24 protein-coding genes and 1 pseudogene are annotated in these 22,373 nt (G+C 72.3%); 7 read left to right on the top strand and 18 right to left on the bottom strand.

Translation table 11 applies throughout. From position 1 onward, the window contains the following. The first annotated feature begins 882 nt into the window (after positions 1-882). From Pflav_RS17175 to Pflav_RS47465, 3 genes are read left to right on the top strand one after another with little or no spacing between them, the layout of a single operon-like run. The gene (locus Pflav_RS17175; RefSeq protein WP_173037068.1) at positions 883-1,662 is read left to right on the top strand and encodes a cytochrome P450; all 780 of its coding nucleotides are present in this window, start codon (positions 883-885) and stop codon (positions 1,660-1,662) included. Continuing rightward, a complete protein-coding gene (locus Pflav_RS17170; RefSeq protein WP_173037067.1) occupies positions 1,659-2,492 on the top strand; it encodes an isocitrate lyase/PEP mutase family protein in 834 nt (277 codons plus the stop codon). Before Pflav_RS17175 ends, Pflav_RS17170 begins: the two co-directional genes overlap by 4 nt. A gap of 29 nt (positions 2,493-2,521) precedes the next feature. After that, complete coding sequence (locus Pflav_RS47465; RefSeq protein ID WP_269474514.1) at positions 2,522-3,397, top strand: serine hydrolase; 876 nt, start codon at positions 2,522-2,524, stop codon at positions 3,395-3,397. Here Pflav_RS47465 and Pflav_RS17155 read toward each other — a convergent pair. Further along, complete coding sequence (locus Pflav_RS17155) at positions 3,377-4,642, bottom strand: DUF2142 domain-containing protein (RefSeq protein WP_173037065.1); 1,266 nt, start codon at positions 4,640-4,642, stop codon at positions 3,377-3,379. The two genes, Pflav_RS47465 and Pflav_RS17155, sit on opposite strands and share 21 nt — an antisense overlap. 527 nt (positions 4,643-5,169) lie before the next feature. On the opposite strand from Pflav_RS17155, the gene Pflav_RS43670 reads away from it, so the two are divergent. Together Pflav_RS43670 and Pflav_RS43665 are read left to right on the top strand one after the other, a co-directional pair. Continuing rightward, a complete protein-coding gene (locus Pflav_RS43670; protein ID WP_197938602.1) occupies positions 5,170-5,853 on the top strand; it encodes an MFS transporter in 684 nt (227 codons plus the stop codon). Then, the gene (locus Pflav_RS43665; RefSeq protein WP_197938601.1) at positions 5,808-6,653 is read left to right on the top strand and encodes an MFS transporter; all 846 of its coding nucleotides are present in this window, start codon (positions 5,808-5,810) and stop codon (positions 6,651-6,653) included. The genes Pflav_RS43670 and Pflav_RS43665 overlap by 46 nt, the downstream gene beginning before the upstream one ends. A 9-nt stretch (positions 6,654-6,662) precedes the next feature. Here the strand turns inward: Pflav_RS43665 and Pflav_RS17145 are convergent, their stop codons facing one another. The 9 genes and pseudogenes from Pflav_RS17145 to Pflav_RS17115 form a co-directional block, all read right to left on the bottom strand. After that, entirely contained in the window at positions 6,663-7,448 is a 786-nt protein-coding gene (locus Pflav_RS17145; protein ID WP_232071515.1) for an SDR family NAD(P)-dependent oxidoreductase, read from the bottom strand. Next, positions 7,445-8,275 (bottom strand): isocitrate lyase/PEP mutase family protein, encoded by an 831-nt coding sequence (locus Pflav_RS17140; protein WP_173037064.1) that lies wholly within the window; start codon positions 8,273-8,275, stop codon positions 7,445-7,447. The genes Pflav_RS17145 and Pflav_RS17140 overlap by 4 nt, the downstream gene beginning before the upstream one ends. Before the next feature lie 1,475 nt (positions 8,276-9,750). Then, positions 9,751-10,362: an SRPBCC family protein gene (locus tag Pflav_RS17135; RefSeq protein ID WP_197938600.1), complete on the bottom strand. Its 612-nt coding sequence runs from the start codon at positions 10,360-10,362 to the stop codon at positions 9,751-9,753. Positions 10,363-10,365: 3 nt separating this feature from the next. Then, positions 10,366-11,133 (bottom strand): XdhC family protein, encoded by a 768-nt coding sequence (locus Pflav_RS17130; RefSeq protein ID WP_173037063.1) that lies wholly within the window; start codon positions 11,131-11,133, stop codon positions 10,366-10,368. Next, positions 11,130-11,966 (bottom strand): molybdopterin cofactor-binding domain-containing protein, encoded by an 837-nt coding sequence (locus Pflav_RS47975; protein WP_332107873.1) that lies wholly within the window; start codon positions 11,964-11,966, stop codon positions 11,130-11,132. The genes Pflav_RS17130 and Pflav_RS47975 overlap by 4 nt, the downstream gene beginning before the upstream one ends. Positions 11,967-12,355: 389 nt before the next feature. After that, positions 12,356-13,390, bottom strand: a pseudogene (locus tag Pflav_RS47970) (molybdopterin cofactor-binding domain-containing protein); the annotation flags it as partial. A gap of 104 nt (positions 13,391-13,494) precedes the next feature. Then, positions 13,495-13,968, bottom strand: coding sequence for a (2Fe-2S)-binding protein (locus Pflav_RS17120; RefSeq protein WP_173037062.1), 474 nt, complete (start codon positions 13,966-13,968; stop codon positions 13,495-13,497). Further along, positions 13,968-14,258 (bottom strand): FAD binding domain-containing protein, encoded by a 291-nt coding sequence (locus Pflav_RS45695; protein WP_232071513.1) that lies wholly within the window; start codon positions 14,256-14,258, stop codon positions 13,968-13,970. The genes Pflav_RS17120 and Pflav_RS45695 overlap by 1 nt, the downstream gene beginning before the upstream one ends. Beyond that, positions 14,192-14,839 carry an FAD binding domain-containing protein gene (locus tag Pflav_RS17115; protein WP_232071511.1) on the bottom strand — a complete coding sequence of 216 codons (648 nt, stop codon included), beginning with the start codon at positions 14,837-14,839 and terminating at the stop codon, positions 14,192-14,194. The genes Pflav_RS45695 and Pflav_RS17115 overlap by 67 nt, the downstream gene beginning before the upstream one ends. Before the next feature lie 70 nt (positions 14,840-14,909). Here Pflav_RS17115 and Pflav_RS17110 point away from each other — a divergent pair, with 70 nt between their 5' ends. Beyond that, positions 14,910-15,851 carry a LysR family transcriptional regulator gene (locus Pflav_RS17110; RefSeq protein ID WP_173037061.1) on the top strand — a complete coding sequence of 314 codons (942 nt, stop codon included), beginning with the start codon at positions 14,910-14,912 and terminating at the stop codon, positions 15,849-15,851. A gap of 6 nt (positions 15,852-15,857) precedes the next feature. Here Pflav_RS17110 and Pflav_RS17105 read toward each other — a convergent pair whose 3' ends face one another. The 3 genes from Pflav_RS17105 to Pflav_RS17095 form a co-directional block, all read right to left on the bottom strand. Continuing rightward, positions 15,858-17,513, bottom strand: coding sequence for a sigma-70 family RNA polymerase sigma factor (locus Pflav_RS17105; RefSeq protein ID WP_173037060.1), 1,656 nt, complete (start codon positions 17,511-17,513; stop codon positions 15,858-15,860). 168 nt (positions 17,514-17,681) lie between these two features. Beyond that, positions 17,682-18,389 carry a TetR/AcrR family transcriptional regulator gene (locus Pflav_RS17100; RefSeq protein WP_173037059.1) on the bottom strand — a complete coding sequence of 236 codons (708 nt, stop codon included), beginning with the start codon at positions 18,387-18,389 and terminating at the stop codon, positions 17,682-17,684. Between the two features lie 81 nt (positions 18,390-18,470). Beyond that, a complete protein-coding gene (locus Pflav_RS17095; RefSeq protein ID WP_232071509.1) occupies positions 18,471-19,160 on the bottom strand; it encodes an SDR family oxidoreductase in 690 nt (229 codons plus the stop codon). A gap of 177 nt (positions 19,161-19,337) precedes the next feature. Here Pflav_RS17095 and Pflav_RS17090 point away from each other — a divergent pair, with 177 nt between their 5' ends. Continuing rightward, positions 19,338-19,778 carry a hypothetical protein gene (locus Pflav_RS17090; protein ID WP_173037058.1) on the top strand — a complete coding sequence of 147 codons (441 nt, stop codon included), beginning with the start codon at positions 19,338-19,340 and terminating at the stop codon, positions 19,776-19,778. 74 nt (positions 19,779-19,852) lie between these two features. On the opposite strand, the gene Pflav_RS17085 is transcribed toward Pflav_RS17090, so the two are convergent. The 5 genes from Pflav_RS17085 to Pflav_RS17065 form a co-directional block, all read right to left on the bottom strand. After that, positions 19,853-20,410 carry a GNAT family N-acetyltransferase gene (locus Pflav_RS17085; protein WP_173037057.1) on the bottom strand — a complete coding sequence of 186 codons (558 nt, stop codon included), beginning with the start codon at positions 20,408-20,410 and terminating at the stop codon, positions 19,853-19,855. Beyond that, positions 20,391-20,684: a hypothetical protein gene (locus tag Pflav_RS17080; RefSeq protein WP_173037056.1), complete on the bottom strand. Its 294-nt coding sequence runs from the start codon at positions 20,682-20,684 to the stop codon at positions 20,391-20,393. Before Pflav_RS17080 ends, Pflav_RS17085 begins: the two co-directional genes overlap by 20 nt. 78 nt (positions 20,685-20,762) lie before the next feature. Then, positions 20,763-21,041: a DUF6510 family protein gene (locus Pflav_RS17075; RefSeq protein WP_232071507.1), complete on the bottom strand. Its 279-nt coding sequence runs from the start codon at positions 21,039-21,041 to the stop codon at positions 20,763-20,765. A 1-nt stretch (position 21,042) separates the two neighbouring features. Next, positions 21,043-21,795, bottom strand: a complete 753-nt coding sequence (locus Pflav_RS17070) for a ferredoxin reductase (RefSeq protein ID WP_173037055.1) — start codon at positions 21,793-21,795, stop codon at positions 21,043-21,045. Next, positions 21,765-22,364, bottom strand: coding sequence for a sulfite oxidase-like oxidoreductase (locus Pflav_RS17065; protein ID WP_173037054.1), 600 nt, complete (start codon positions 22,362-22,364; stop codon positions 21,765-21,767). The genes Pflav_RS17070 and Pflav_RS17065 overlap by 31 nt, the downstream gene beginning before the upstream one ends. Positions 22,365-22,373 lie beyond the last annotated feature (9 nt).

The raw sequence follows: 22,373 nt of genomic DNA, 5'->3' as shown, positions 1-22,373 counted from the left end.
GCCCTGACGTTCGAGGGCGCTGTCCAAGACGAAGATTTGAGCTACCGCGATGTCCGCGGTGGTCCGGACCGCTGCTCCCGCAGCCTCACCCTCCGCGGCCCGACGGCTGCTCCCGCGGCCTCACCCTGCGCGGTGCACAATCCCGGCCGGCCCGCAGGGTCGGCGGCGATTACCCAGAGCGGCATCGCTCGCCGCCCGCGAGCCGCTGGCCAGCGCGCAGCGTCGGAGCCGAGCCGGCTGCGGCCGCCAACGGCCTCTCGACCTGGGCGCCGCGCCGCGCCCAGCCGCATGATGCCGCCCGGCCTCAGCACTCTATGGAACCTTCGCGGTTGGGTGTCTTGGGCCGCTCGATGCGGCGGCCGCGATGACCTGGTTTCCTTGATCGGCGCGTTGGGATCGGAGTAGGCGCAGCGATCGTGGTATTTGGCTGCCCCTGGAGGGGCAGTGAAGTACCACGATCTGCCTGATGGTGTCCGGCTGTAGCGTCGATCGAGGGGAACGAGCGACCTTGGTGTGTTTGTCGCTGCCAGTGCGATGGGAGGCGCGCCCGAGGGTGGCTGAGTGGTGAGGATTCGGCGCGTCCCCTGGCGCGTCTTGACCGCTTGTTTCCCTTGATCGGTGAATGCTCTGGTCGTCCGTGGCGAAGAATTGCCCCTCCAGGGATAATTCTTCGCCACAATCGCAGCGCGACACGACGTTGCCTGCGTCGATCAAGGAAATCCGCGGCCGTAGGCCATGATCGGCTTCTTTGCGCGGGCGCCGCGACAAGGAGCGGCGGGAGCGGCTCAAGCGCGAGTTCCGGGAACGGCGTGCGGAGGGCTGACTACGCCGCGGCCGACGTTTCGGCGGGCACCGAAGGGTTTCGGGCTTAGCGTCTCCGGCATGGAGATTTCGGTGGAACGGCCCGATGACGTCCACGCGGTGCTCGCCGACCGCCGCTTTGTGCCCGTACCGCCGGCCGCGGACGGGCCGGTGGGGTCGATGGCGTGGCTGCGGTCGGCGGTGGCGCGGTTCAGCCACGGGCCGGCCCACGCGCGGCGGCGGGCGCTCGTCGAGGCCGAGCTCGCGGCCATCGATCCGGAACGGCTCGGCGCCGCGGCCGCCCGTTCGACGCGTCCCGCCGGTGAGGTGGCGGTCGCGGTGCTGGGTGAGGCGCTCGGCGTGCGCGATGTGGACGCGGTGGTCGCGGCGCTGCCCTCGGTCGCGGCCGTGTACCTGGCACCGGGCACCGACGCCGCGGGACGTCTCGCCGACGCCGCGGTCGCCTCGCTGGTGGCGCAACTCCCGCCCGCTGACGGGGCGTGCGCTGACGGGGCGTGCGCTGACGGGGCGTGCGCTGACGGGGCGTGCGCTGGCGAGGAGGTGGTGGCGAACCGGATCGGGTTGCTTGTGCAGGCATACGCGGCGACGGCCGGGCTCATCCGGGCCGCTGCCGTCCACGGCTCGGTGGGCGACGGGCTGCGGGAGGATCCGCCGGTACGGAGCACGCGGCGGGTGTCCACTGTGGATGCCACGCTGGGCGGGACGGTGGTGGCGGCGGGGGACGTACTCGTGCTGGACCTCGCGGCGGCCGGACTGCCGTTCGGCGGGGAGCCCCGGCTCTGCCCCGGCCGCGCCCACGCGCTCGCCATCGCCGCCATCGGAGCGGGGGAGGCGCGGTGACCAGCTTCCGGGACCTGCACTACGGAGAGCGGCCGCTGGTGCTCCCCAACGCCTGGGACTATGCGTCGGCCGCCGCCCTCGCCGCTCGGGGGTTCGTCGCGGTCGGTACCACGAGCCTCGGGGTGGCGGCGGCCGCCGGGAAGCCGGACGGGACCGCGGCGACCCGGGACGAGACCGTCGACCTCGCCCGGCGGCTCCAGCGGCTGCCGTGCCTGGTGAGCGTCGACATCGAGGGCGGGTTCAGCGAGGACCCCGACGAGGTGGCCGACCTCGTGGCGGAGCTGGCCGCCCTGGGCGTCGTCGGCGTCAACGTCGAGGACGGGCGGCCGGACGGCACGCTCACCCCGCTCGACCACCAGCTGTCCGTGATCGGCGGCATCAAGTCACGCGTACCAGAGCTGTTTGTCAATGCCCGCACGGACACGCACTGGCAGCGGCGGCCGACCCCGGCGGCGCTGGAGGAGGCGTTGCGGCGGGCGCGGGAATTCGCGGACGCCGGCGCCGACGGGGTGTTCGTGCCCGGGGTGACCGGCGACGCGGCGATCGGCGCGCTCGTGGAGATGGCCGGGGTCCCGCTCAATGTCCTTTTTGTACCCGGGCTCGACCTCGACCGGCTCGCGGCGCTGGGCGTGCGGCGGGTGAGTACCGGCTCGTTGCTCTTCCGGGCCGCGTTGACCGCCGCGGTCGAGACGGCGGCGGCCGTCGCGAGCGGCGGCGCGGTCACGAAGGCCGCGCTGACGGCCGCGGTCGAAACGGCGGTCGCCGTCTCGGGCGGGAGTGCGGTCACAAAGGACCTGGTCAGCTACGGAGAGGTGCAGGCGTTGAACTAACTCGCAGGCGCGTCGCGTACAACAGGCATGTGAAGACCACCTCTCGTCGTGGACTGTTCTCCTTGGCCGCCGCGTTCGGTGTCGCGGGCATCGCTACCGCAGGTGCTGGCGTCGTCACCATGCGTTCGGATGGCGTGGCGGGAGCCACCGGGCCCGGATCGGCGCGGGCCAGCGAGAGACCGACGCCGTCGCCTACGCCCGACCAGGTCGCGAAGACCAAGACGGTGCTGGAGCGGTTCGTGCGGGACAACGGCGGGCGGGTCGCCATCGCGCTGCACGACCGGGTGACCGGGGCGGCGCTGTCGGTGGGCACCCGGCGCTTCCGCACCGCGAGCATCGTGAAGGTGGACATCCTCGCCGCACTGCTGCTCGACGACGACACGCTGACGTCCACGCAGCGCGCACAGGCCACCGAAATGATTACGGTGAGCGACAACGACGCGGCGAGCAGCCTTTTCCGTACGGTCGGCGGCGTTTCAGGGCTGAACAAGGCGAATGCCACCTTCGGGATGAAGGAGACGAAGGCCAACTCGGCGTGGGGCATCACCACGACGACCGCCGCCGATCAGGTGCGGCTGCTCCAGTCGATCACGTCGGACGACGGTCCACTCTCGACGGCCGGGACGAAGTTCGTGCTCAGGCTGATGACCGAGGTGGTCGACGAGCAGCGCTGGGGCGTGCCCGCCGCCGCACCCGCCAAGGCCTCCGGCGTGTGGGTGAAGAACGGGTGGGTCCAGGTCAGCGCCGACGACAACCTGTGGGTGGTCAACAGCATCGGCCGCATCGCCGAAGACGGGCACGACTGGCTGATGGCGGTGCTCTCCGACCACCACGCCACCCAGGAGAAGGGCATCGAGATCGTCGAGCAGGCCGCCGCCACCGCCCTAAAGTCGATGCGCGCTTAGCGAGGCAGCCGGGTCGAGGTCTTTGGCCGCCGGCGGCCCGAGGTCGGCGCGGTCAGGCCTCGTCCGGTCCTTGAGGAGGATGGCGGCGAGGATCAGCAGGCCGCCGGCGGCCACGATGACCAGCCCGGCGCGGGCGGTCGTCACGGGGACCGCGGTGAAGGGTGGCGAGAGGCGCGTATTGTCCAGACCCGTGGTGAAGATGCCCCACGCGTCGCGGATGGCCGCGATGTGACCGACGGTGTAGACCGCCATCGCGGCCCACGCCACGATGACCGGAATGCGCCCCCGCGCGCTGCTGACGCCCGCCGGAATGACCGCCAGCAGTGTGACGCCGACCGCCAGCGGCAGCGTGTAGCGGCCCTGCCAGCCGCCGATCGTGGGCCGGGCGAACGCCAAGCCCTGGATCAGGAGCGGCAGTAGGAGCACGAACGCCAGCCCGACGCCGGTCCCGAACCGTACCTGCCCGTTGCCGTAGGCGGCGAAGACGATGATCATCAGTACGACAAGTGCCCAGCTCGCGAGCGTGACGGGTCCTGGCGGGACGCTCAACCACCCGAAGTACGCGACAAGTTCGCTGAGCTGTTTGTCGATGTTGCCCAGGCTGAGCCGGACGACCTCGGAAAGGTCCCTGTCCACCGGCCGCAGGGGTTTGAACGTCTGGTACGAGCGCGCGGTCAGCGTGTAGGCGCCCATCACGACGGCGGCCGCGGCTATCGGGACGAACACCGGCTTGAGCAGGCCGCGCACGAACGGGAGCCACACCGATCGGTGCGCGGTCAGCAGCGACAGCACCAGGATCAGCCCGACCCAGAACATCCCGATGAACCGGCCGGTCACCAGCGCCGTGCCGCTGAGCCCGGCGAGCACGAGCAGGGTCCGGCGGGCGAGGCTGCTCCTGCCATGTATCAGGGCCAGCACGGCGGCCCAGAAGCACACCGCCGCGGCCGCTTCCGGCCCGCTGGGATTGATCCCGCCGCTGAGGTACATCGCGAGGGGGGTCAGCCCGGCGAACAGGCCGGCGGCCAACACCACGCGACGGCCCGCGATCGACATCAGGATCGTCGCGGCGGCCGCGAGCCACGCCGCGCACAGGGCTGCGTTGGCCGCTCTCATCCCTCGTACGCCGAGCCGGCCGTCCGATATCAGGGAAGGCCAGCCGACCATGGCGTAGTACAGCGGGAACATCCGGCCTTCGCTGGTGACCGCATCCACGGTGTGCGGATCGCCAGGGCGGTCGGCGCACATCGGGGGCTCTTCAGGCCCGTGCACGGCTCGGTGGTGAAGACCTCGTGGATCGCGCGGGGTACCGGTGCGAGGGCGCCCGTGCCGTGTGTGTACTCACCGATCTTCGGCCACACGTGACCGCGTACGACGGACGCCGCCCGATACACGTGATCGGACTCGTCCGGGTACTGGTTGATCGGGGTAAAAAGCGACCAACCCAGCCCGATGAGAAAGAAGCCCGCAAACCAGACACGCCAGCCATGGCGGCCCGCCAAATTCCCCACGTCAACCCCGTAACTTGGCGCGGACAGCGGTTATCCGCTAAGCCACCCTGAAGATCAGAAGGGCATTCCAGAAATTACGACGCGCACAGTAGCCTCCTCCACCTCGTGGCCGCAACCGCGTGGTCACCAGGCAGTCGTGTGACCCTGCGTGAGTGGACATTGACCACTCCCGTCACAGAGAATGGATGCGGCGCGTAGTGAACCAGCCACACAGCGTCGACGTATAAGAGAAAACACTTGCGGCGCTCTTTGGCGGGAGGAGCCGTGACAGTAGCCATCGTTCCGTTGCCGAGGCGTGTGGTGGCGCGGCGCAGGCAGGCGTTCACGCTGCTCGCGTTCGTGCAGGCCACGCTCATCTTCACGATCACCGTGGTGTCGGTGCCGCTGCCCGCGATCGGCCGTGAGCTCGGCCTCGAGCGGGCGCAGCTGATCCTGGTCAGCGCGGCGTACGCGCTGTCGTTCAGTGGCCTGCTGCTCTTCGGCGGGCGGCTCGCCGACCGGTACGGCGGGCGCCGCATGCTCCTCATCGGACTCTTCGTGTTCGCCGCGACGTCGATCGCCGCCGGGTATGCGCTGAATTATCCGATGCTTGTCGGCGCGCGCTTCGGCCAGGGCATCGGCGCGGCGATCATCGCGCCGGCGCTGACCGCGGTGCTGCGGGGCGTCTTCGCCGACCCGGTGAGCTACCACCACGCCATGGCGAAGTGGGGCGGCATCTCGGTGCTCGGCGCCACGTCCGGTGTGGTGCTCGCCGGCATTGCCACGACGTGGGTGTCGTGGCGGTGGATGTTCGCGGCGCCGGCGCTGATCGCGACGCTCGGGCTGCTGATCGCGCCGCGGCTCGTGCCGGACGGCGGGCGCGCCCACCGCGGCCAGCGCCCCGCCTCGACCTGCCCGCCGCGGTGCTCGTCACCGGCGGCATCACGATGCTCAGCTACGGCCTCGTGATCACCGACGAGTACGCGTGGTCGTCGCCCCAGGTCACCGGCCCGCTGGTGAGCGGTGTGGCGCTGATGCTCGCGTTCGTGCTCGTCGAGCTGCGCGGCCACTCGCCGCTGCTGCCGCTGTCGTTCCTGGGTAGCTCGCGCCGGGTCATCGCGCTGCTCGCGATCGCGCTCGCCGCGGCCGGGTCGTCGATCATCTGCCTGCTCCTCGGCCTGTACCTCCAGCAGGTGCGGGGCTGGACCACGCTGCACACGTCGCTCTGCTTCGTGCCGTACGCGGTCTCGCTCATCGTGATGGGCCGGATCGGTCGGCGCCCCATCGAGCGGTACGGCGCACCCGCCGTCGTCGCCACCGGCCTCGCTCTGTCGGCCGCCGGCTTCCTGCACCTGTCCGGCCTCGACCCGGCCACCACATACCTGACCGGCCTGCTGCCCGGCCTCGTGCTCGTACCGGCCGGCGTGGCGCTCGCGTTCGCCGGGGCCACGGTGCTGGCCATGGCCGACGTGCAGCCTCGGCAGGCGGGGCTGGCCGGCGGCTTGATGAACACGTTCATGGAGATCGGCCCCACGCTCGGCGTCGCGCTGCTGATGGCGGTCGCCGCCGCGCGCAGCACGCACGTCGGCGGCGTGGACGAGGCGGCGGCCACGACAAGCGGGTACGCGTGGGCGTTCGGCGCGGCCGGCCTGGCGTTCGCGCTGCTGGCGGTCGTGGCCCTGGCGACCGAGCAGCCCGAGCCGGTGGTCGAGCCGGCCCGCGACGAGACCGACCCCGAGTACGCCTGGCGCGCCCGCGCAGCCGCCTGACCAGTGCGTCTAGCGTTCTTCGGGGTCGAGGCCGCGGGCGGCGCGGCCGCCGTCGACCGGGATCACCGTGCCGGTGACGAAGCTGGCGTGGTCCGACAGCAGGTACGCGATCGTGTCGGCGACCTCCTCCGGGCGGCCGATCCGGCCTAGCGCGTGCAGCCGGCGCATCTCCGCTTTGATCAGGATGGCGCCCGCCGGCCCGGCGTCCGCGAGGTACTCGTCGTACCGCTCCGTCGCGATCGAGCCCAGTGCGACAGCGTTGACCCGGATGCCGTGCCGGCCGTACTCGACGGCGAGCGCCCGGGTCAGCCCCTCGATGGCGGCCTTCGCCGTGGCGTACGGCAGCGCACCCGGGACCGGCCGAGCGGCCTGGTGCGAGGAGACGTTGACGATCGCGCCGGCGGTACCGGTGGCGAGGAAGTGCTTGACCGCGGCCGCCGAGCCGGCCACGGTGAGCCCGAGGTTGAGCGTGACGAGGTCGAGCACCTCCCGGGCGCTGCTGTCGTGCAGCGACACGTCGCGGAAGACGGCGGCGTTGTTGACCCAGCCGGCGAGCGGCGCACTCGCCGCGGCCAGGGTCGCGGCGCGGGTGGCGACCTCCTCGTCGGTGGCGTCACCGGTGACGGTCAGCAGGCGGTGCGGCTGGCCCTCCCCGCCGTGCGGGAGCGGCGCCGACCAATCCAGGTCGACGCCGACCACCGGTCCGTCGTGCAGGAGGCGTTCGGCGATCGCGCGCCCGACGCCGCGGGCGGCACCGGTCACGACGTAGGACCCGCGCACGCCTCCATTGATCACGCGTGGAGCTTACCGAGCAGCTCGTTCAGCTCGCCGTACTCCAGGTCGCTCGCCAGCGACTCGTACGTGCCGGTCGCGAGCACCTCGCGCATGCCGCGCCGGGCGTGGTCGTACGCCGACAGCGCGATCGCCGCGCCGATGCTCACCCGGGCCACGCCGAGCTTGGCGAGGTCGGGTACGGCGGGGGAGCCCGGGCCGGCCATCACGTTGAGCGGCGCGTCGATGCCCGCGGCGAGGCTGGCGATCGTGTCCGGGTCGGCCACGCCCGGAACGAAGATCCCGTCGGCGCCGGCCGCGAGGTAAGCCGCCGCGCGGTCCAGCGTCGCGGCGAGGCGGGTCGCCGGGTCACCCACCGCGCGCAGGTAGGTGTCCGTGCGGGCGTTGATGAACAGCGGTACGCCGGCCGCGGTGGCCGCCTCCCGCGCGGCCGCGAGGCGGTCGGCCTGCTCGCCGACGGTACGCAGCCCTTGCGCGTCGGCGTCCTCGATGTTGATGCCGCACGCGCCGGCCTCGACGACCGCGCGCACCGTGTCCGCCACGCCGGCCGGATCGGCCGCGTACCCACCCTCGATGTCCGCGGTCACCGGCACCGAGACCGCGGCGGCGATGCGCGCGACGAGGTCGGCGGCGAGGTCGCGGCCGAGGTGGTCACCGTCCGGCGTGCCGAGGCTCCACGCGACGCCCGCGCTGGTGGTCGCGACCGCGGCCGCGCCGGCATCCTCGGCGAGGCGGGCGGTGGCGACATCCCAGGCGTTCGGCAGCACGAGGACGGCGCCCGGGGCGTGCAGCGCGCGGAAGGTGTTGGTCTTGTCGAGGTGGCTTGTCATGCCCCCACCCCATCAGTCGCGGCGCCACAAGTCTGGCCGTTTTCGGACCTGAACCCTCCACACAGGACAAGATTTGGGCTACCGCGACGTCCGCGGTGGTCCGGACCCAATGCCACTCACCCTAAGCCGATCATGAAATCCGGGCCCCGTCCTGGGCTGCCCCACTCGAGCAGGGGAAATCCATGCACGCCCAGGGACCCGGCGAACCTGACACTCGGCGCGGCCTCAGAGGATGCCCAGGTCATAGCCTTGATCCGCCGCGGTGCGCAACCCGCCCGCGCGGCCGGCGGCGCGAGCAGATCCGGAAGAAACGCTGGATCTAGAGGCCTTTCAGGGTCGAGGTCACATTCTCCTGCATGCATTTGCCCCCGTCCGCGTCAGTCGCAGGCCGTATGCTCCCGCGGGCACCGCGCAGGTCGGCGGCTCGCTGACGCTCGCCGAGATCCCCGACCAGCGCTGCCAGGTCTGCGGTCCAAGCCCGCAGGCGCCTTACTCTGCTTCCCTAGAGTGGCCGCGCCGGTGACCACCGGCGACCTTGCCGCCGGGTAGGCCCTCTCGTCCTGGGTGATGCCGGTCGCGTAGTGACCGCGCAGACCAGCTTCCTCGATCGACGCGGTCGGGCTGGGGTACGCGAGAGATCGTGGTAAACCGAGCGCCCTCGGGCGCCTGTCTGTCGTGGATGGACCCCGCCCAACCGCCGACCGCGACCCGGGGGTGAGCTTGCCCAACTGCGGAGGGTGAGGCCGCGGGAGTAGCGGGCGACGTCCACACCCTCCGCGCTTCACAACCCAGCACGATCCCAAGGTTTGTGAACGTTTCCCGCTGCTGGGGCAGCGGGAAACGTTCACAAAGGCTGGGGCCGCGCGGCCTTTCGGATCTAGTCGACTTTCTGTCGTCAGGGCAGCAGAAAGTCGACTAGATCCAGAGGTCCGCGGGGATGTCCGCGACGCGGGCGGCGGAAGCCGGGTCTGGATCGCGGGCGCTGATGCGCCGGGGCGACCACGCGGCGGCCCGCTCTGGTCACGGGCCGGGTGAGTGGGCAGCGTCGGGAGGACCGGCGGGGTGCCCGCCCCCGGTCCGGGGGGGGCGGGCGCATCGGTGCGCCCAGCTCCAGAGGCCCGCCGACTGGTGGCCCCACCGACGGGCCGCCGGATGCCCGGAGGCGGGGCGGGGTTGTGAAACAGCGGAGGGTGAGGCCGCGGGAGCGACGGTCCGGACCACCACGGACATCGCGGTAGCTCAATCTCCTTGGTTTTGGATCTTTTGTCGGCGGCCTGGACCCAGATGCCGAGCACGTGCTTGACCCCCGTCCAGATCGACGCCCACGGGATGGACGGGCCGCAGCCTCTGCACCCGCGATGCCGGCCGGAACCTTCGGGTTGTGACTCAACCCCTGGGCCAGGCCTCGGCGTCGGATCGTCAGGCGAGCCACACGATCAGGACGATCAGGACCGCGACCGCGAGCAGGACCGGGATCAGGCGGACCAGCACGGGCGCGGCCGCGGCGCGCAACAGGTCGACCGGGGCGGGCTCGGCGGCGGCCGGGATGTCGTCGGCGCCGGCCTGGTGCCCGGGGCCGGGCCCTCGGCGGCGGGAGCGGCAGCCGCGGCGGCGGGCGCGGGTGCGGTGGGGGCGGGGGTGGGAGAGGCGAGGACCGTCTCGCGGAGCTGGGCCACGAACTGGTCCAGCAGCTTGCCGCTGACCTGGGCGATCGCGCCCCGGCCGAACTGGGCCAGCGGCCCGGCCACCGTCAGGTCCGTCACGACCGTGACGCGCGTGCTGTCGCCCTCGGCGGCCAGGTCGGCGGTGACCACCGCGGACGCCCGGCCCGCGCCGCCGCTCTGCTTGCCGCTCGCCTCAAGTACCGCGTGGTGGCGTGCGGCGTCGCGTTCGCGGAAGCGGGCCACGCCGGCGTACTGGGCGACCACCGGGCCGACCTTGACCTTTACCGTGCCGTGGTAGTCGTCGCCGTCCACTTCGGTCAGTTTGGCGCCGGGCATGCAGGGGGCGATCCGTTCGAGGTCGGTCAGGACGGCCCACGCCTCGTCCACCGGGCGGGGTACGACGAACTCGTTGTCCAGGCGCACGGGCTACTCCAAGACAGGCAGCAGGGAAGCGGACGGCGGGACCACCGGCGGCGGGGGTGCGGCGCGGGGGCGACTGGCGATGATCTCGGCGAGGATGGAGAGGGCGACCTCCGGGGCGGTACGGGCGCCGATGTCCAGCCCAGCGGGGGAGCGCACTCGCGCGGCCGCGTCCGGTACGTCCAAAGAGGACAGCACCGCCGAGCCGCGGCGGCGGCTGGCGACAAGCGCCACGTACGGCACGCCGGCCCGCAGCGCCGCCGTGAGCACCGGCTCCTCGTCGTGGCCGTGGGAGGCGACGACCACCGCGTCCGCGTCCGGTGGCACCGTCAGCGACGGATCCACCGTGGCGACCACCTCGTAGCCCAGCGGCCTGCCGAGCGCGACAAGCGCGCGGGCCACCGGGGCGTCGCCGAGCACGTGGACGAGCGGCGGCGGGATCATCGGCTCCAGGAAGACGTCCAGCGCGCCGCCGGACAGGCACGGGTTGGCCACCGTGACCGCGCCCTCCTCGACCGACCGCACAGCCGGATCGGGCGTGATGTGCAGCAGCGTCGACTCGCCCGAGGCCAGCAGCCGCAGGCCCTGGGCCAGCACCGTCGAGGTGGCGCAGGTGCCGCCGACGAAGCCGTCGAGTGTGCCGTCGGCGAGGATCAGCGCGGCGTCGCCGGCCTTGGCGCTGGTCGGCCGCTGCGCGCGGACCACCGTCGCGAGCACGAACGGCGTCCGCCGGGCCCGCAGGTCTTCCGCGCGCAGCAACAGGTCGGGTCTCATGTGATGGCCAGGTCCGTGCGGATCGGCCGCCCCTGGATCGCCCGCCACACGTGGGCGGGTGTGAGGGGCATGTCGGCGTGCCGTACCCCATAGGGTTTGAGTGCGTCCAGCACCGCGTTGACGACGGCGGCCGGGCTGCCGACGGTGGCCGACTCGCCCACGCCCTTGGCGCCGATCGGGTGGTGCGGCGAGGGTGTGACGGTCTCGCCGAGCTCCCACGACGGGCACTCCATCGAGGTGGGCAGCAGGTAGTCCATAAAGGACGCACCCAGGCAGTTGCCGTCCTCGTCGAACGCGATCAGCTCCATCAGCGCCATCCCGATCCCGTCCGCGAGGCCGCCGTGCACCTGGCCCTCGACGATCATCGGGTTGATGCGTACGCCGCAGTCGTCCACCGCCACGAACCGCCGCACCTTCACCTGCCCGGTGCCGGGGTCGAGGTCGACGACGCAGATGTACGCGCCGAACGGGAACGTCAGGTTGGGCGGGTTGTACACCGTGGTCGCGTCCAGGTGCCCCTCCACGCCCTCGGGCAGCTCCAGGCTGGAGTGGGCGGCGAGCGCGATCTCCTGGATGGTGCGGCCCTGGGCCTTGTCGCCGCGTACGTACCAGCGGCCCTTCTCCCACTCCAGGTCGCCCGGGTCCACTTCGAGCATCGCGGAGGCGACCTGCTTGGCCCGCTCGCGCACCTTGCGGGCGACGACCGCGGTGGCCGCGCCGGACACCGGGGTGGAGCGGGAGCCGTACGTGCCGAGGCCGAACGGGGTCTGGTCGGTGTCCCCGTGCACCACGTCGACGTCGTCCGGCGGGATGCCCAGCTCCTCGGCGACGATCTGCGCGTACGTCGTCTCGTGGCCCTGCCCTGGGTCTGCACCGAGATGCGCAGCACCGCCTTGCCGGTCGGGTGTACCCGCAGCTCGGCGCCGTCGGCCATGCCGAGGCCGAGGATGTCCATGTGCTTACGCGGCCCGGCGCCGACCGCCTCCGTGAAGAAGCTGATGCCGATTCCCATGAGTGGCCCGCCCGCGGGGCGCGAGGCTTGCTCGGCGCGGAGTTCGGCGTATCCCGCCATGTCGAGAGCCAGCTGGAGGGCGCGCGGGTAGTCGCCGGAGTCGTACTCCCAACCGGTGGGGCTGGGGTACGGGAACTGCTCGGGCCGCAGCAGGTTCTTCATGCGCAGCTCGGCCGGGTCCATGTCCAGCTCGTACGCGAGCACGTCGATCATGCGCTCGATCAGGTACGCGGCCTCGGTGATCCGGAACGAGCAGGCGTACGCCACGCCGCCGGGCGCCTTGTTCGTGTAGACGCCGGTGACCGCGCAGTGGGCGGCCTCGACGTCGTACGAGCCGGTGAAGACGTGGAAGAAGCCGGCCGGAAACTTCGTCGGCTGGGCGGTGCCGTTGAACGCGCCGTGGTCCGCGATCACCTTCACCCGCAGCGCGCGGATCTTGCCGTCGCGGGTCGCGGCCACCTCGCCGCGCATGTGGTAGTCGCGGGCGAAGCCGGTGCTCATCAGGTTTTCCGAGCGGTCCTCCATCCACTTGACCGGCTTGCCGGTGACGATCGAGCCGACGATCGCGCACACGTACCCGGGGTAGATGGGCACCTTGTTGCCGAAGCCGCCGCCGATGTCCGGTGAGATGACCCGGATCTTGTGCTCGGGCAGGCCGGCGACGAGCGCGTACACCGTGCGGTGCGCGTGCGGCGCCTGCGTGTTGCACCAGATCGTGAGCTTGCCGGTGACCGCGTCGAAGTCGGCGATCGCGCCGCACGTCTCCAGCGGCGCGGGGTGGACGCGCGGGTAGAGCACATCCTGCGCGACCACCACCTCCGCCGACGCGAACACCGCTTCGGTGGCCGCCTCGTCGCCCGCGCCCCAGTCGAAGATGTGGTTGTCCGCCTGTCCCTCCTTGTCGTCCCGGATCACGGGGGCGTCCGGGTCGAGCGCGCGGCGGGCGTCCACCACGGCGGGCAGCGGTTCGTACTCCACGTCGATGAGCTCCAGCGCGTCTCTCGCGGCGTACCGGTCCTCGGCGACCACGAACGCCACCTCCTGGCCCTGGAAGCGGACCTTGTCGGTGGCGAGAACCGCCTGGGTGTCCTGCGAGAGCGTGGGCATCCAGGCGAGCTTGAGATCTTGCAAAAAGGCGCCGGTGATTACGGCCTTCACCTTCGGGTGGGCCTGCGCGGCGGCGGTGTCGATCGACACGATCCGCGCGTGTGCGTACGGGCTGCGCAGCACCGCGCCCTGCAGCATGCCGGGCAGGTTGACGTCGTCCACGTACGTGCCCCGGCCGCGCACGAACCGCGCGTCCTCCTTGCGGTGCATCCGCCCGAAGCCGATTGGCTTGTCCACAGTGGTCACGGCCGCACCCCCTGACCTTGCTGAGCGGCCCAGCGAACAGAACGGACAATGTTCTCGTAACCCGTACAGCGGCACGACTGGCCGGAGATCGCCTCGCGGATCTCGTCTTCCGACGGGTCGGGATTGTGGTCGAGCAGCCAGCGGGCGGTCATCATCATGCCCGGCGTGCAGAAGCCGCACTGGAGGCCGTGGCACTGCACGAAGCCCTCCTGCACGGGGTCGAGCGTGGCGCCGTCGGCCAGGCCCTCGACGGTACGGACCGCGTGGCCGTCCGCCATCACGGCGAGCACGGTGCACGACTTGACCGGCGTGCCGTCGAGCCAGACCACGCAGACGCCGCAGTTGGAGGTGTCGCAGCCCCAGTGCGTACCGGTCAGGCCGAGCTTGTCGCGCAGGAAGTGCACGAGCAGCAGCCGAGGCTCGACGTCCGCGGTGTACTCGTCGCCGTTCACGGTCACGGTGATCTGCATCAGACCCTCCCCGAAGCCCTCGCCACGGCTCGACGCAGCGCGCGCGTCGTCAGCTCGCCGGCCAGGTGCTTCTTGTAGTCGGCTGGGCCGCGCTGGTCGGCGACCGGGTCACAGTGCTCGGCGGCGATCCGGCCGGCTTCGACAAGGCTGGCCTCCGTAGCCGGTGACCCGCGCAGGTACTCCTCGGCCTCGGGCGCGTGGAAGTGCTCGGCGCCGACCGCGGTCAGCCCGATGCCGGCGTCGCGGATCGTGCCGCCGTCCAGCCACACGGCGGCGCCGGCGGCGGCCACGGCCCAGTCGCCGACCCGCCGCTCCACCTTCTCGTACGCCGATCCACCCCCGGTCGGATCGGCACCACGACCTCGACGAGCAGCTCGCCCGGGGCGACCACCGTCTCGTACGGTCCGGTGTGGAACTCGCGGATCGGCACCCGGCGCACGCCGTCCGGCCCGCGTACCACCGCCGCCGCGTCGACCGCCGCGAACGCCGCGGACAGGTCCTCGGACGGGTCGGCCTGGCACAGGGAGCCGCCGACCGTGCCTCGGTTGCGCACTACCGGGTCGGCGATCACCCGTTCCGCGTCGTGGAAGATCTGGTAGTGCTCGCCCACCAGCGGCGAGGCGAGCACGTCGGCGTGGCGGGTCATCGCGCCGACGGCGAGCACGCCGCCGTCGATCCGGACGTATGCCAGCTCCGCCAGGTCGTTGATGTCGACGAGCGCTTCTGGCCGCGCGAGCCGCAGCTTCATCATCGGGATCAGGCTGTGCCCGCCGGCCACCACCCGCGCCTCGCTGCCCCACTTCGCCAGCAGCGCGAGAGCATGGTCCACACTGGTCGCCCGCTCGTACTCGAAATGTGCCGGCACCTGCATGCGCCCCATCGTCGTAACGATTGTGAGAGGCTGGCAATGCCGCGATAACCGAATGGTTAAGGGGTGGCCGGTGACCCTCACGCAGCTCGGCGTGTTCGTGCTCGTCGCGCGGCTGCGTTCGGTGCGGGCCGCGGCCGACGTGCTCGGGGTCAGCGAGCCGGCGGTCTCCCGTTCGCTCGCCGCGCTCCGCCAGCACCTCGGCGACCAGCTCGTGGTCCGCGAGGGCAACGAGATGACGCTGACCGAGGGCGGCAGCCGCCTCTTCGGCATCGCCTCGCAGATGGTCGCGCTCGGCGCCGAGGCGGAGGCCGTGGTGCGCGCGGCCCAGGGCGCGGCGGCCCAGCTGCGGCTGCTGGTGACCAGCACGATCGCCGAGTTCATCGCGACGCCGCTGGTGGAGGCGTTCGCCAAGCGGTGGGGTGGCCAGATCGAGACCTCGTCCGGCGTGGCGAACGCGGCCGAGATGCGCGTCCTGCTCCCCAACCGCCTCGCCGACGTCGCGATCGGCCCCGACCTCAGCGGCGATCCGGCGCTCGCCTCCGAGCCGGTGCTGCGCTACCGCCTCGTCGTGGTCGGCCCGCCGCGCCAGCGCATGACCGGCCCGCCGAGCCGCTGGCCGTGGCTCGTCGACCCGTCCGGCACCGACCCGGACAGCGACACGGGCAGGCTGCTGCGCGCGTTCCGGGTACCGGAGGATCGGGTCCGGGTCTTTCCCAACCAGACCGCGGCCTGGTCCGCGGCGGCCGACGGCGCGGGCGTGGCACCGGCCGTGTCGATGCTGGTCGGCCGCGAGCTGCGGCGCGGTGAGCTGTCCATTGTGGAGACCGAGCGCACTCCGGTGCAGGCCTGCTGGCACGTCACGACGCTGGCGCCCGACAAGCGGCCGGACGCGGCCCGGCGGCTGCGCAACTTCCTCGGTACACCGGACGCGATGCAGCTGATGTGCGCGCCGGGCGCGGGCGTGCCGCCGTCCCGGTTCCGCCCGCCGGTGTACGTGACTATCTGGAGCTGATCGTTATCAGCACGGCGCCGGTGGCGTCGATGACCTCGAACCGGTCGATCGCGTCCTGCCCCACGGTCGTGCTGCCCAGCCCGGTGAAGCTGTCCTGACCCTCCGCCAGCTGCCACCGCAGCGCGGTCTGCGCGGCGCCGTCCGTGGTGATGGCGCGGAGCACGCACTCGCGCGGCCCGGGCAGTTTCGTGACGGTGAGTGACACGTCCATACCCGCCGCGGTGGGGCTGAGCCGCACTTCGGCCGCGGCGCCGGTCGCGGGGTCGCGGCCCGCGAGGCGGTCGCCCTTCGCGCCGCCACCGGGGTTGGCCTTGATCGAATCGGGCCTCGTCGCGCTGGGCGCGGGCTTCGTCTTTTCCTTGGTACGGGCGGGAGGCGGGGCGGTCGTCGGATTCTTGGTCCGCGTCGGGGGCGGCGGAGCGGGTGCGACGGCCGCGGGCGCGCTCGTGGGCGGGGAGGGGCCGTGGTCGCGGCGGCGGCGTGGCCCGGCACCTTCGACGGCGGGGCGGCCGCGGTGGCCGGGTCGGTGACGCTGGACCGGGCCGCGATCGTGACGAGGCTGACCATCATCACGACGGTCACGGCGGCCGCGACGAGCACGAGCCGCCGGATCACCGCGCTCGTGCTCTCGTTCCTGGGCTTCCTTCGCACTTCGGGGGGCTTACTGACCTCGCGCAGCGGCGGCACCGGCGGCGGATCCGGCCTCGGCGCCGGGGTGCGGAACCTGTCGTCGAGCTCGTCCCAGGGGCGCAGGTGCGGGCGGCGGCGCCGGTCGTTCGACGGGTCGCGCTGCCGGGGGAAGAGCGAGATGACCGCGCCGGGCGGGTGGTCCGCGAGCTGCCGCATCCCGCCCCGCTCGGCCTCGGCGAGCAGCGTCGCCGCGTCCACCTGGCCGAGTAGCTCGATCAGGGGTGCCAGGCCCTCCAGCGTCCGCAGGCAGTGGGCGCACGTGATCAGGTGCCGCTCGTAGGCGTGGCGTTCCGCCGCCTCGAGCAGCCCCAGCGCGTACGGGCCCACGTCCGGGTGGACGCAGGGGCCGGGCGGGTCAGGCATCGTCGGTCCCGCCCCCATCAGTACCTTCTGGAGCGCGCGGAGTGCGAAGAAGAGCCGCCACTTCACCGTCTCCGGTGGCAGCCCCAGGTCGTCGGCGACGTCCCGCACGCCACGGCCGCGGAAGTACGCCTCGACGAGGATCTCCCGGTCCGGCCCGGGCAGCGTGCGGAGCCCGTCCAGCACCATCATCCGTTGCCGCGCCGGCTCGATGTCCGTCCCGAACACCTCCGGCGGCTCGTCGTCGTAGCGCCGCTCGTCGCTGTAGTACGGCTCGCCGCTCAGGTCGCGGACGATCCGTTGAGCGATGCTGATCAGCCACGGACGCAGGGACGACGCCGCCACGTCGATCTGGTCCACGTCCCGCCAGGCGGTGAGCAGCGTCTCCCGTACCACGTCCTCGGCCAGCCGCCGGTCGCCGCTGGTGAGGCTCAGCGCGATCATGAAGAGCGGCTCGGCGTGCTGGTCGTACAGGCTGCGCAGCAGTGCATCACCGTCGGCCCGGTGGATGCCCGTGCGATGTATCGGACGCCCGGCCGGTCCCGGCACCGACCGGGCGTGCCGCCCGCGGCCCGCCACCGGCCGCGCCTCTAGGTGGCGCGGCGCTGACATGAGAGGTTCTCCACGAGGTCCCCCAACCAGTCGTGATCGTTTTGTCGCAACCGGGTACGGCGCTGATCTGTCTCTTGGATCGGCGTTGTGGAGGAATTAAGGATCTCTTAAAGCAGATTGATGAACTTAATGATCCATCGACCCGTCTTGGGGCGGCGCGCTTAGGGCCTAGTCGACGACGGGCAGGCCCGCGGTGACGGCGGCCGCCTCGGGACCGATGAAGGGTGCGAGCACCACGTAGGTCAGCTCCGGCAGCCGCTCCGGCAGCTCGGCCGCCCGCCCGGTGGAGACGTGGTCGAAGATGACCCCGTAGACCCCCGCGATCACCGCCTCGATCGCCACCCGCGGTACCTCCGGCTGCCCCGCCTTGCGCGGCGCGGCCTCGAAGAAGCCAACGTAGCTGGCGAGCAGCAGGCGCCGGCCGGCGAGCGCCTTGGGGCCGGCGGCCAGCACCTCCACGACGGACAGCGCGGCGAACGCCGGCTCCGCCGCGAGGATGTGCAGCAGCGTGCCGAGCCCGCGTCGCATCCGCTCGGGCCACTGCCCCGGCTGCCCGTACGCCACGGCGACGCTGCCCTGAAGCAGCTCCACACCCCGCTCGTACGCCGCGAGGAAGCACGTCTCCTTGTCCGCGAAGTGCTGGTAGTACGCCCGCGTGGAAACGCCGGCCGCGGCACACACGTCGCCGAGCGAGGTGCCGACGTAGCCCTTCCGCGCGACGGTCGAGGCCATCGCGTCGATCAGCCGATCCCGCTGCGTCCGCGCGACGAACTCCCGCGGCAGGTCATGCCGCCCGCGCGGCAGCCGCCGGTCCGGCGAGTTGGCCGACCGCGAGCCGGGAATGCCCGTGCCGAACGCGGTGGTCCACCTGGACACCCCACCGCTCGGTGGTGTTGCGCTCGACATCCCCTCATAGTGCCGCATGCCCGCAGCCCCACGCGGGGCCGAGCCCTGGCGTCACAGGGTGCCCGTGAGCGTGAGGCCGCCGTCGAGCACGAGCGTCTGGCCGGTGATCCAGGCGGCGTCCGGCGAGACCAGGAACGCCACCGCCCCCGCCACGTCGGCCGGCAGGCCCAGCCGCCCCAGCGGGTAGGCGGCCGCCACCTCGTCCTCCCGCCCGGCGAAGAGCGCGGTCGCGAACCGCGTCTTCACCACGGCCGGCGCGACCGCGTTCACCCGTACGCCGGGTGCGAGCTCGACCGCGAGCTGGGCGGTGACCTGGATGAGGGCGGCCTTACTGGCGGCGTACGCGCCGAGGCCGGGCGCCGAACCCATGCCCGCGATCGAGGACATGTTGACGACCGCGCCGCCGTGCTTGCCCAGCCACGCGTCGTACGCGTGCCGCAGCCAGGCGACCGCGGCGAAGACGTTCACCTCGAAGACCTTGCGCACCGCGCCCGGGTCCGTCTCCAGCAGCGGCCCGAAGGTGGGGTTGATGCCGGTGTTGTTGACCAGGATGTCCAGCCGCCCGAACGTCGCGATCGCCCGCTCCACGGTCTCCGCCTGGTGCTCCGGGTCGTCCGCCTTGCCGGCGACGGCGAGCACGACGTCCGGCCCGCCGAGCGCGGCGGCCGCCTCCTGGAGCGCCTCGGCCTTGCGGGCGGTCACGCAGACCCGAGCCCCCTCGGCGACAAGGCGCTCCGCCACGGCGTACCCGATGCCCGACTCGCGCCGGTGACCAGCGCGACCTTCCCCTCCAGCCGACGCTCCACCCGGCCGCCTCCCGCCTCGTCGCGTGTCCCTCGCCGTATGTTACTGCCGAGTCAACCCGGGCTTGGAGTCAGCCGTGGTCCACAGTAGATCGAGCTGGATAGCATGCGCTCGATGGCTGACAACGGCACCGGGCGCAAGCCGCCCCTTCGACCTCGCTACCGGCCGCCCGAGCCCGAGCGGCCCGCGACCCGCCCGGCCTCGGTCTGGGTCGTCGCGCTGCTGCTCGTCCTCTTCGGGGCGCTTGGTGCAGTGATCGGTGCGCTGGTCGTCGAGGACGCGGTGTCCCACGGCGAGGAGGCCCGGGTCGTCGCCGCGGGCGTGTTCGCGATGCTGCTGGCGGGCACCCAGGTGGTCGCCGGCGTCGGCGTCTTCGTCGGCTGGGCCCAAGGCCGCGTGCTGGCGATGCTCGTCTGCGTCGCGAACGTCGTGCTGGTCATCCTCGCCGCCGCGACCGACCGCCTGGGCTCAGGCCAGTCGTGGCTAGCGGTGGCGTTCTACGGCGCGCTTCTCTTCGGCCTAGCCGGCCCAAAAATCCACGCCTGGTGCCGCTAGCGCCACCAGTTAGGCCCGTTGATCAGGGACTTTGAGGAGCGACACACCGCGCGCCACGCCCACCAACTCCCTGATCAACTGCGCGAGGCGGGCTCGAGCCACTCTGGCGCGAGTAGGGACCAGACCTCGGTGTCGTAGCGGGTGCCCTTGTAGGGGTAGTCGGCGCGGAGTGTGGCGTCCAGGGTCATGCCTAGGCGTTGGGCTACGTTGCGGCTGGCGGTGTTGTCGGGGCGGGTTTGCCAGATGATGCGGTGCATGCCGCGGACTCGTACCGCCCAGTCGATCAGGTGGCGTGCGGCGCGGGTGATGAGGCCGCGGCCCTGCCCGGCCGGCTCCAGCCAGCAGCCGATCTCACAGTTGCCGGCCTCCGCGTCGAAGCGCACGAACATCGTGCCGCCCACCAGCGTGCCGTCGAGCCAGATGCCGTAGATCCGGCCGGTGTCGGCGGCGGTCCGGTCGGCGTACCGCTGGAGGGTTGTCCGGGCCGACTCGACGGACGTCGTCAGGGAAGCCCACGGGATCCACGGGTCGACCGCGGCGCGCGCCCGGTCGATGTGGGCCAGGAACTCCTCGGCCTGCCAGGGCTCCAGCGGGCGCAGCTCGGCCCCGCCGTCAAGAGAGATCGCGAACACTCCGCGCACTGTAGACCACCAGCGCGGCCGCCTCGCCAAGCCTCGACACCTCGATCGGGCTGAGCGCCGGGTTGCCGGCACGGATGGCGACCGCGGCGTCGAGTTGGTCGAGCGGGCGGCCGCCGGCGTACGCGAGGTACGGGCCGATCAGCGCGCGGGCCACCGCCCGCAGCGCGAAGGCCGGGTCGACGGCAACCTCGGCGCCGATCAGCGCGGTCATCGCCAGATCGAGGTCGGGCGGGCCGTAGAGGGCGGCGCAGCACCAAGCCGCCATCCAGCGCGTAGACGTCCGCGTTCCGGCCGGAGGCGAACGGAGGCCCCAGGCCGGAGCTGAACGGGGGGCCGTGGTCGGTCACATGGGGATGCGGAGCGAGACCGTGCCGCGCATGTCGAGCCAGGCCGCGTCGGGTGTGCGGACCATGCGCAGCACTACCTCCTCGCAGGTGGGGCAGCGGGCGACCATGCCGGGCGCGTTCGCGTACACGTGCAGGGCAGCCACCGCCCCGACCGCGCCGCAGGAGGCGCAGCGGCTTGTCGCCGCCGTAACGTCCATCGCGAAGATCTCCCGCAGCGGCCCGGCCAGCACGTTGCCGTCGAGGTGCGGGCCGAGGTCCATGCGCGGCTCGATCATGTCAGCCTCCAGTCGGGCCGAAGCGTTCGGTACGGACGCGACGGGGGTCGTGTCCGAGCGCGACGAGGATGTCCGCGACCGCCTCGACGAACCCGGTCGGGCCGCACACGTAGCAGTCCGGGGTGAGGGCGGGCGGCCAGCCGTTGGTGTTGACGTCGGCGACGCCGATCCGGTGCGGCGGGTTCGGCCAGCCCTCCGGCACCTCGCGGGTGTACGCGTACGTGACGTCGAGGCCGGCGTCGTCCCGGGCCCGGCGGCGCAGCTCGTCGGCGTAGTAGACGTCGCCGGGCGTGCGCACCGAGTAGATCAGGCGGAACGGGATGCGGCTGCCCGCCGCCCGCCGCGCCCGGATCATCGCCATCAGCGGCACGATGCCGGAGCCGCCGGCGACCAGCAGCACCGGGTCCATGCTGGTGGGACGCCACACGAACCAGCCGCCGACCGGGCCGCGCACCTCCACCGGGTCGCCGGTGCCGTAGACGTCGATCAGGTACGGGGAGACCTCACCTTCCGGTACCGCCTGGATGGTGAGCTCGATCCGGTCGCCGTCGGCCGGCGCGGCGATCGAGTAGCTGCGCTGGGCGGTGTACCCGTCTTCGGCGGTCAGGCGCACGTCGACGTGCTGGCCGGCGAGGTGGCCGGGCCAGCCGGGCACGTCGAGCACAAGCGTGCGGGCGGTCGGGGTCTCGGTCCGGGCCTCCGCCAGCTTGGCGACCCGCCAGGTCAGTCGCCCTGGTACCGCTGCTCGCGCCACGGGTCACCGTAGTCGTGGTAGCCGGCCGTCTCCCAGAACCCGGGCTCGTTGTCGAAGCGCAGCTGGATGCCGCGCACCCACTTGGCCGACTTCCAGAAGTACAGGTGCGGGATGAGCATCCGGGCCGGGCCGCCGTGCTCGGGGTGGAGGTCTTCGCCGTCGAACTTGTACGCCAGCCAGGCCTGCCCGTCGAGCAGGTCGGTGAGCGGGAGGTTGGTGGTGTACCCGCCGTACGACTGGACGAGCGCGTAGTCGGCGGCGGTGTCCACATCGGACATCAGCGTGTCGAGGGAGACGCCCTGCCAGGTGGTGCCGAGCTTGGACCACTTCGTCACGCAGTGGATGTCGACGGTGGGCGTCTCGCTGGGCAGCGCCATCATGTCGGCCCAGGTCCACCGGTGCGCACGGGACGTCTCGGTGGTGATCACGAACTCCCACCGGTCCATCGGCACCCGGGGCGTGGGGCCGGCGGAGAGCACGGGGAAGTCGTGCGTCAGGTACTGCCCGGGCGGCAGGTCCGGCCCGGACGAACGCGGCCGGCCGCGAAAGCCCGGCGTGACGATTCCCACCGCCGCAGC

This window comes from Phytohabitans flavus (assembly GCF_011764545.1).
Lineage (GTDB): Bacteria > Actinomycetota > Actinomycetes > Mycobacteriales > Micromonosporaceae > Phytohabitans > Phytohabitans flavus.
The sequence above is the reverse complement of the archived record's forward strand: the minus strand, read 5'-3'. Positions and strand labels throughout refer to the sequence as shown.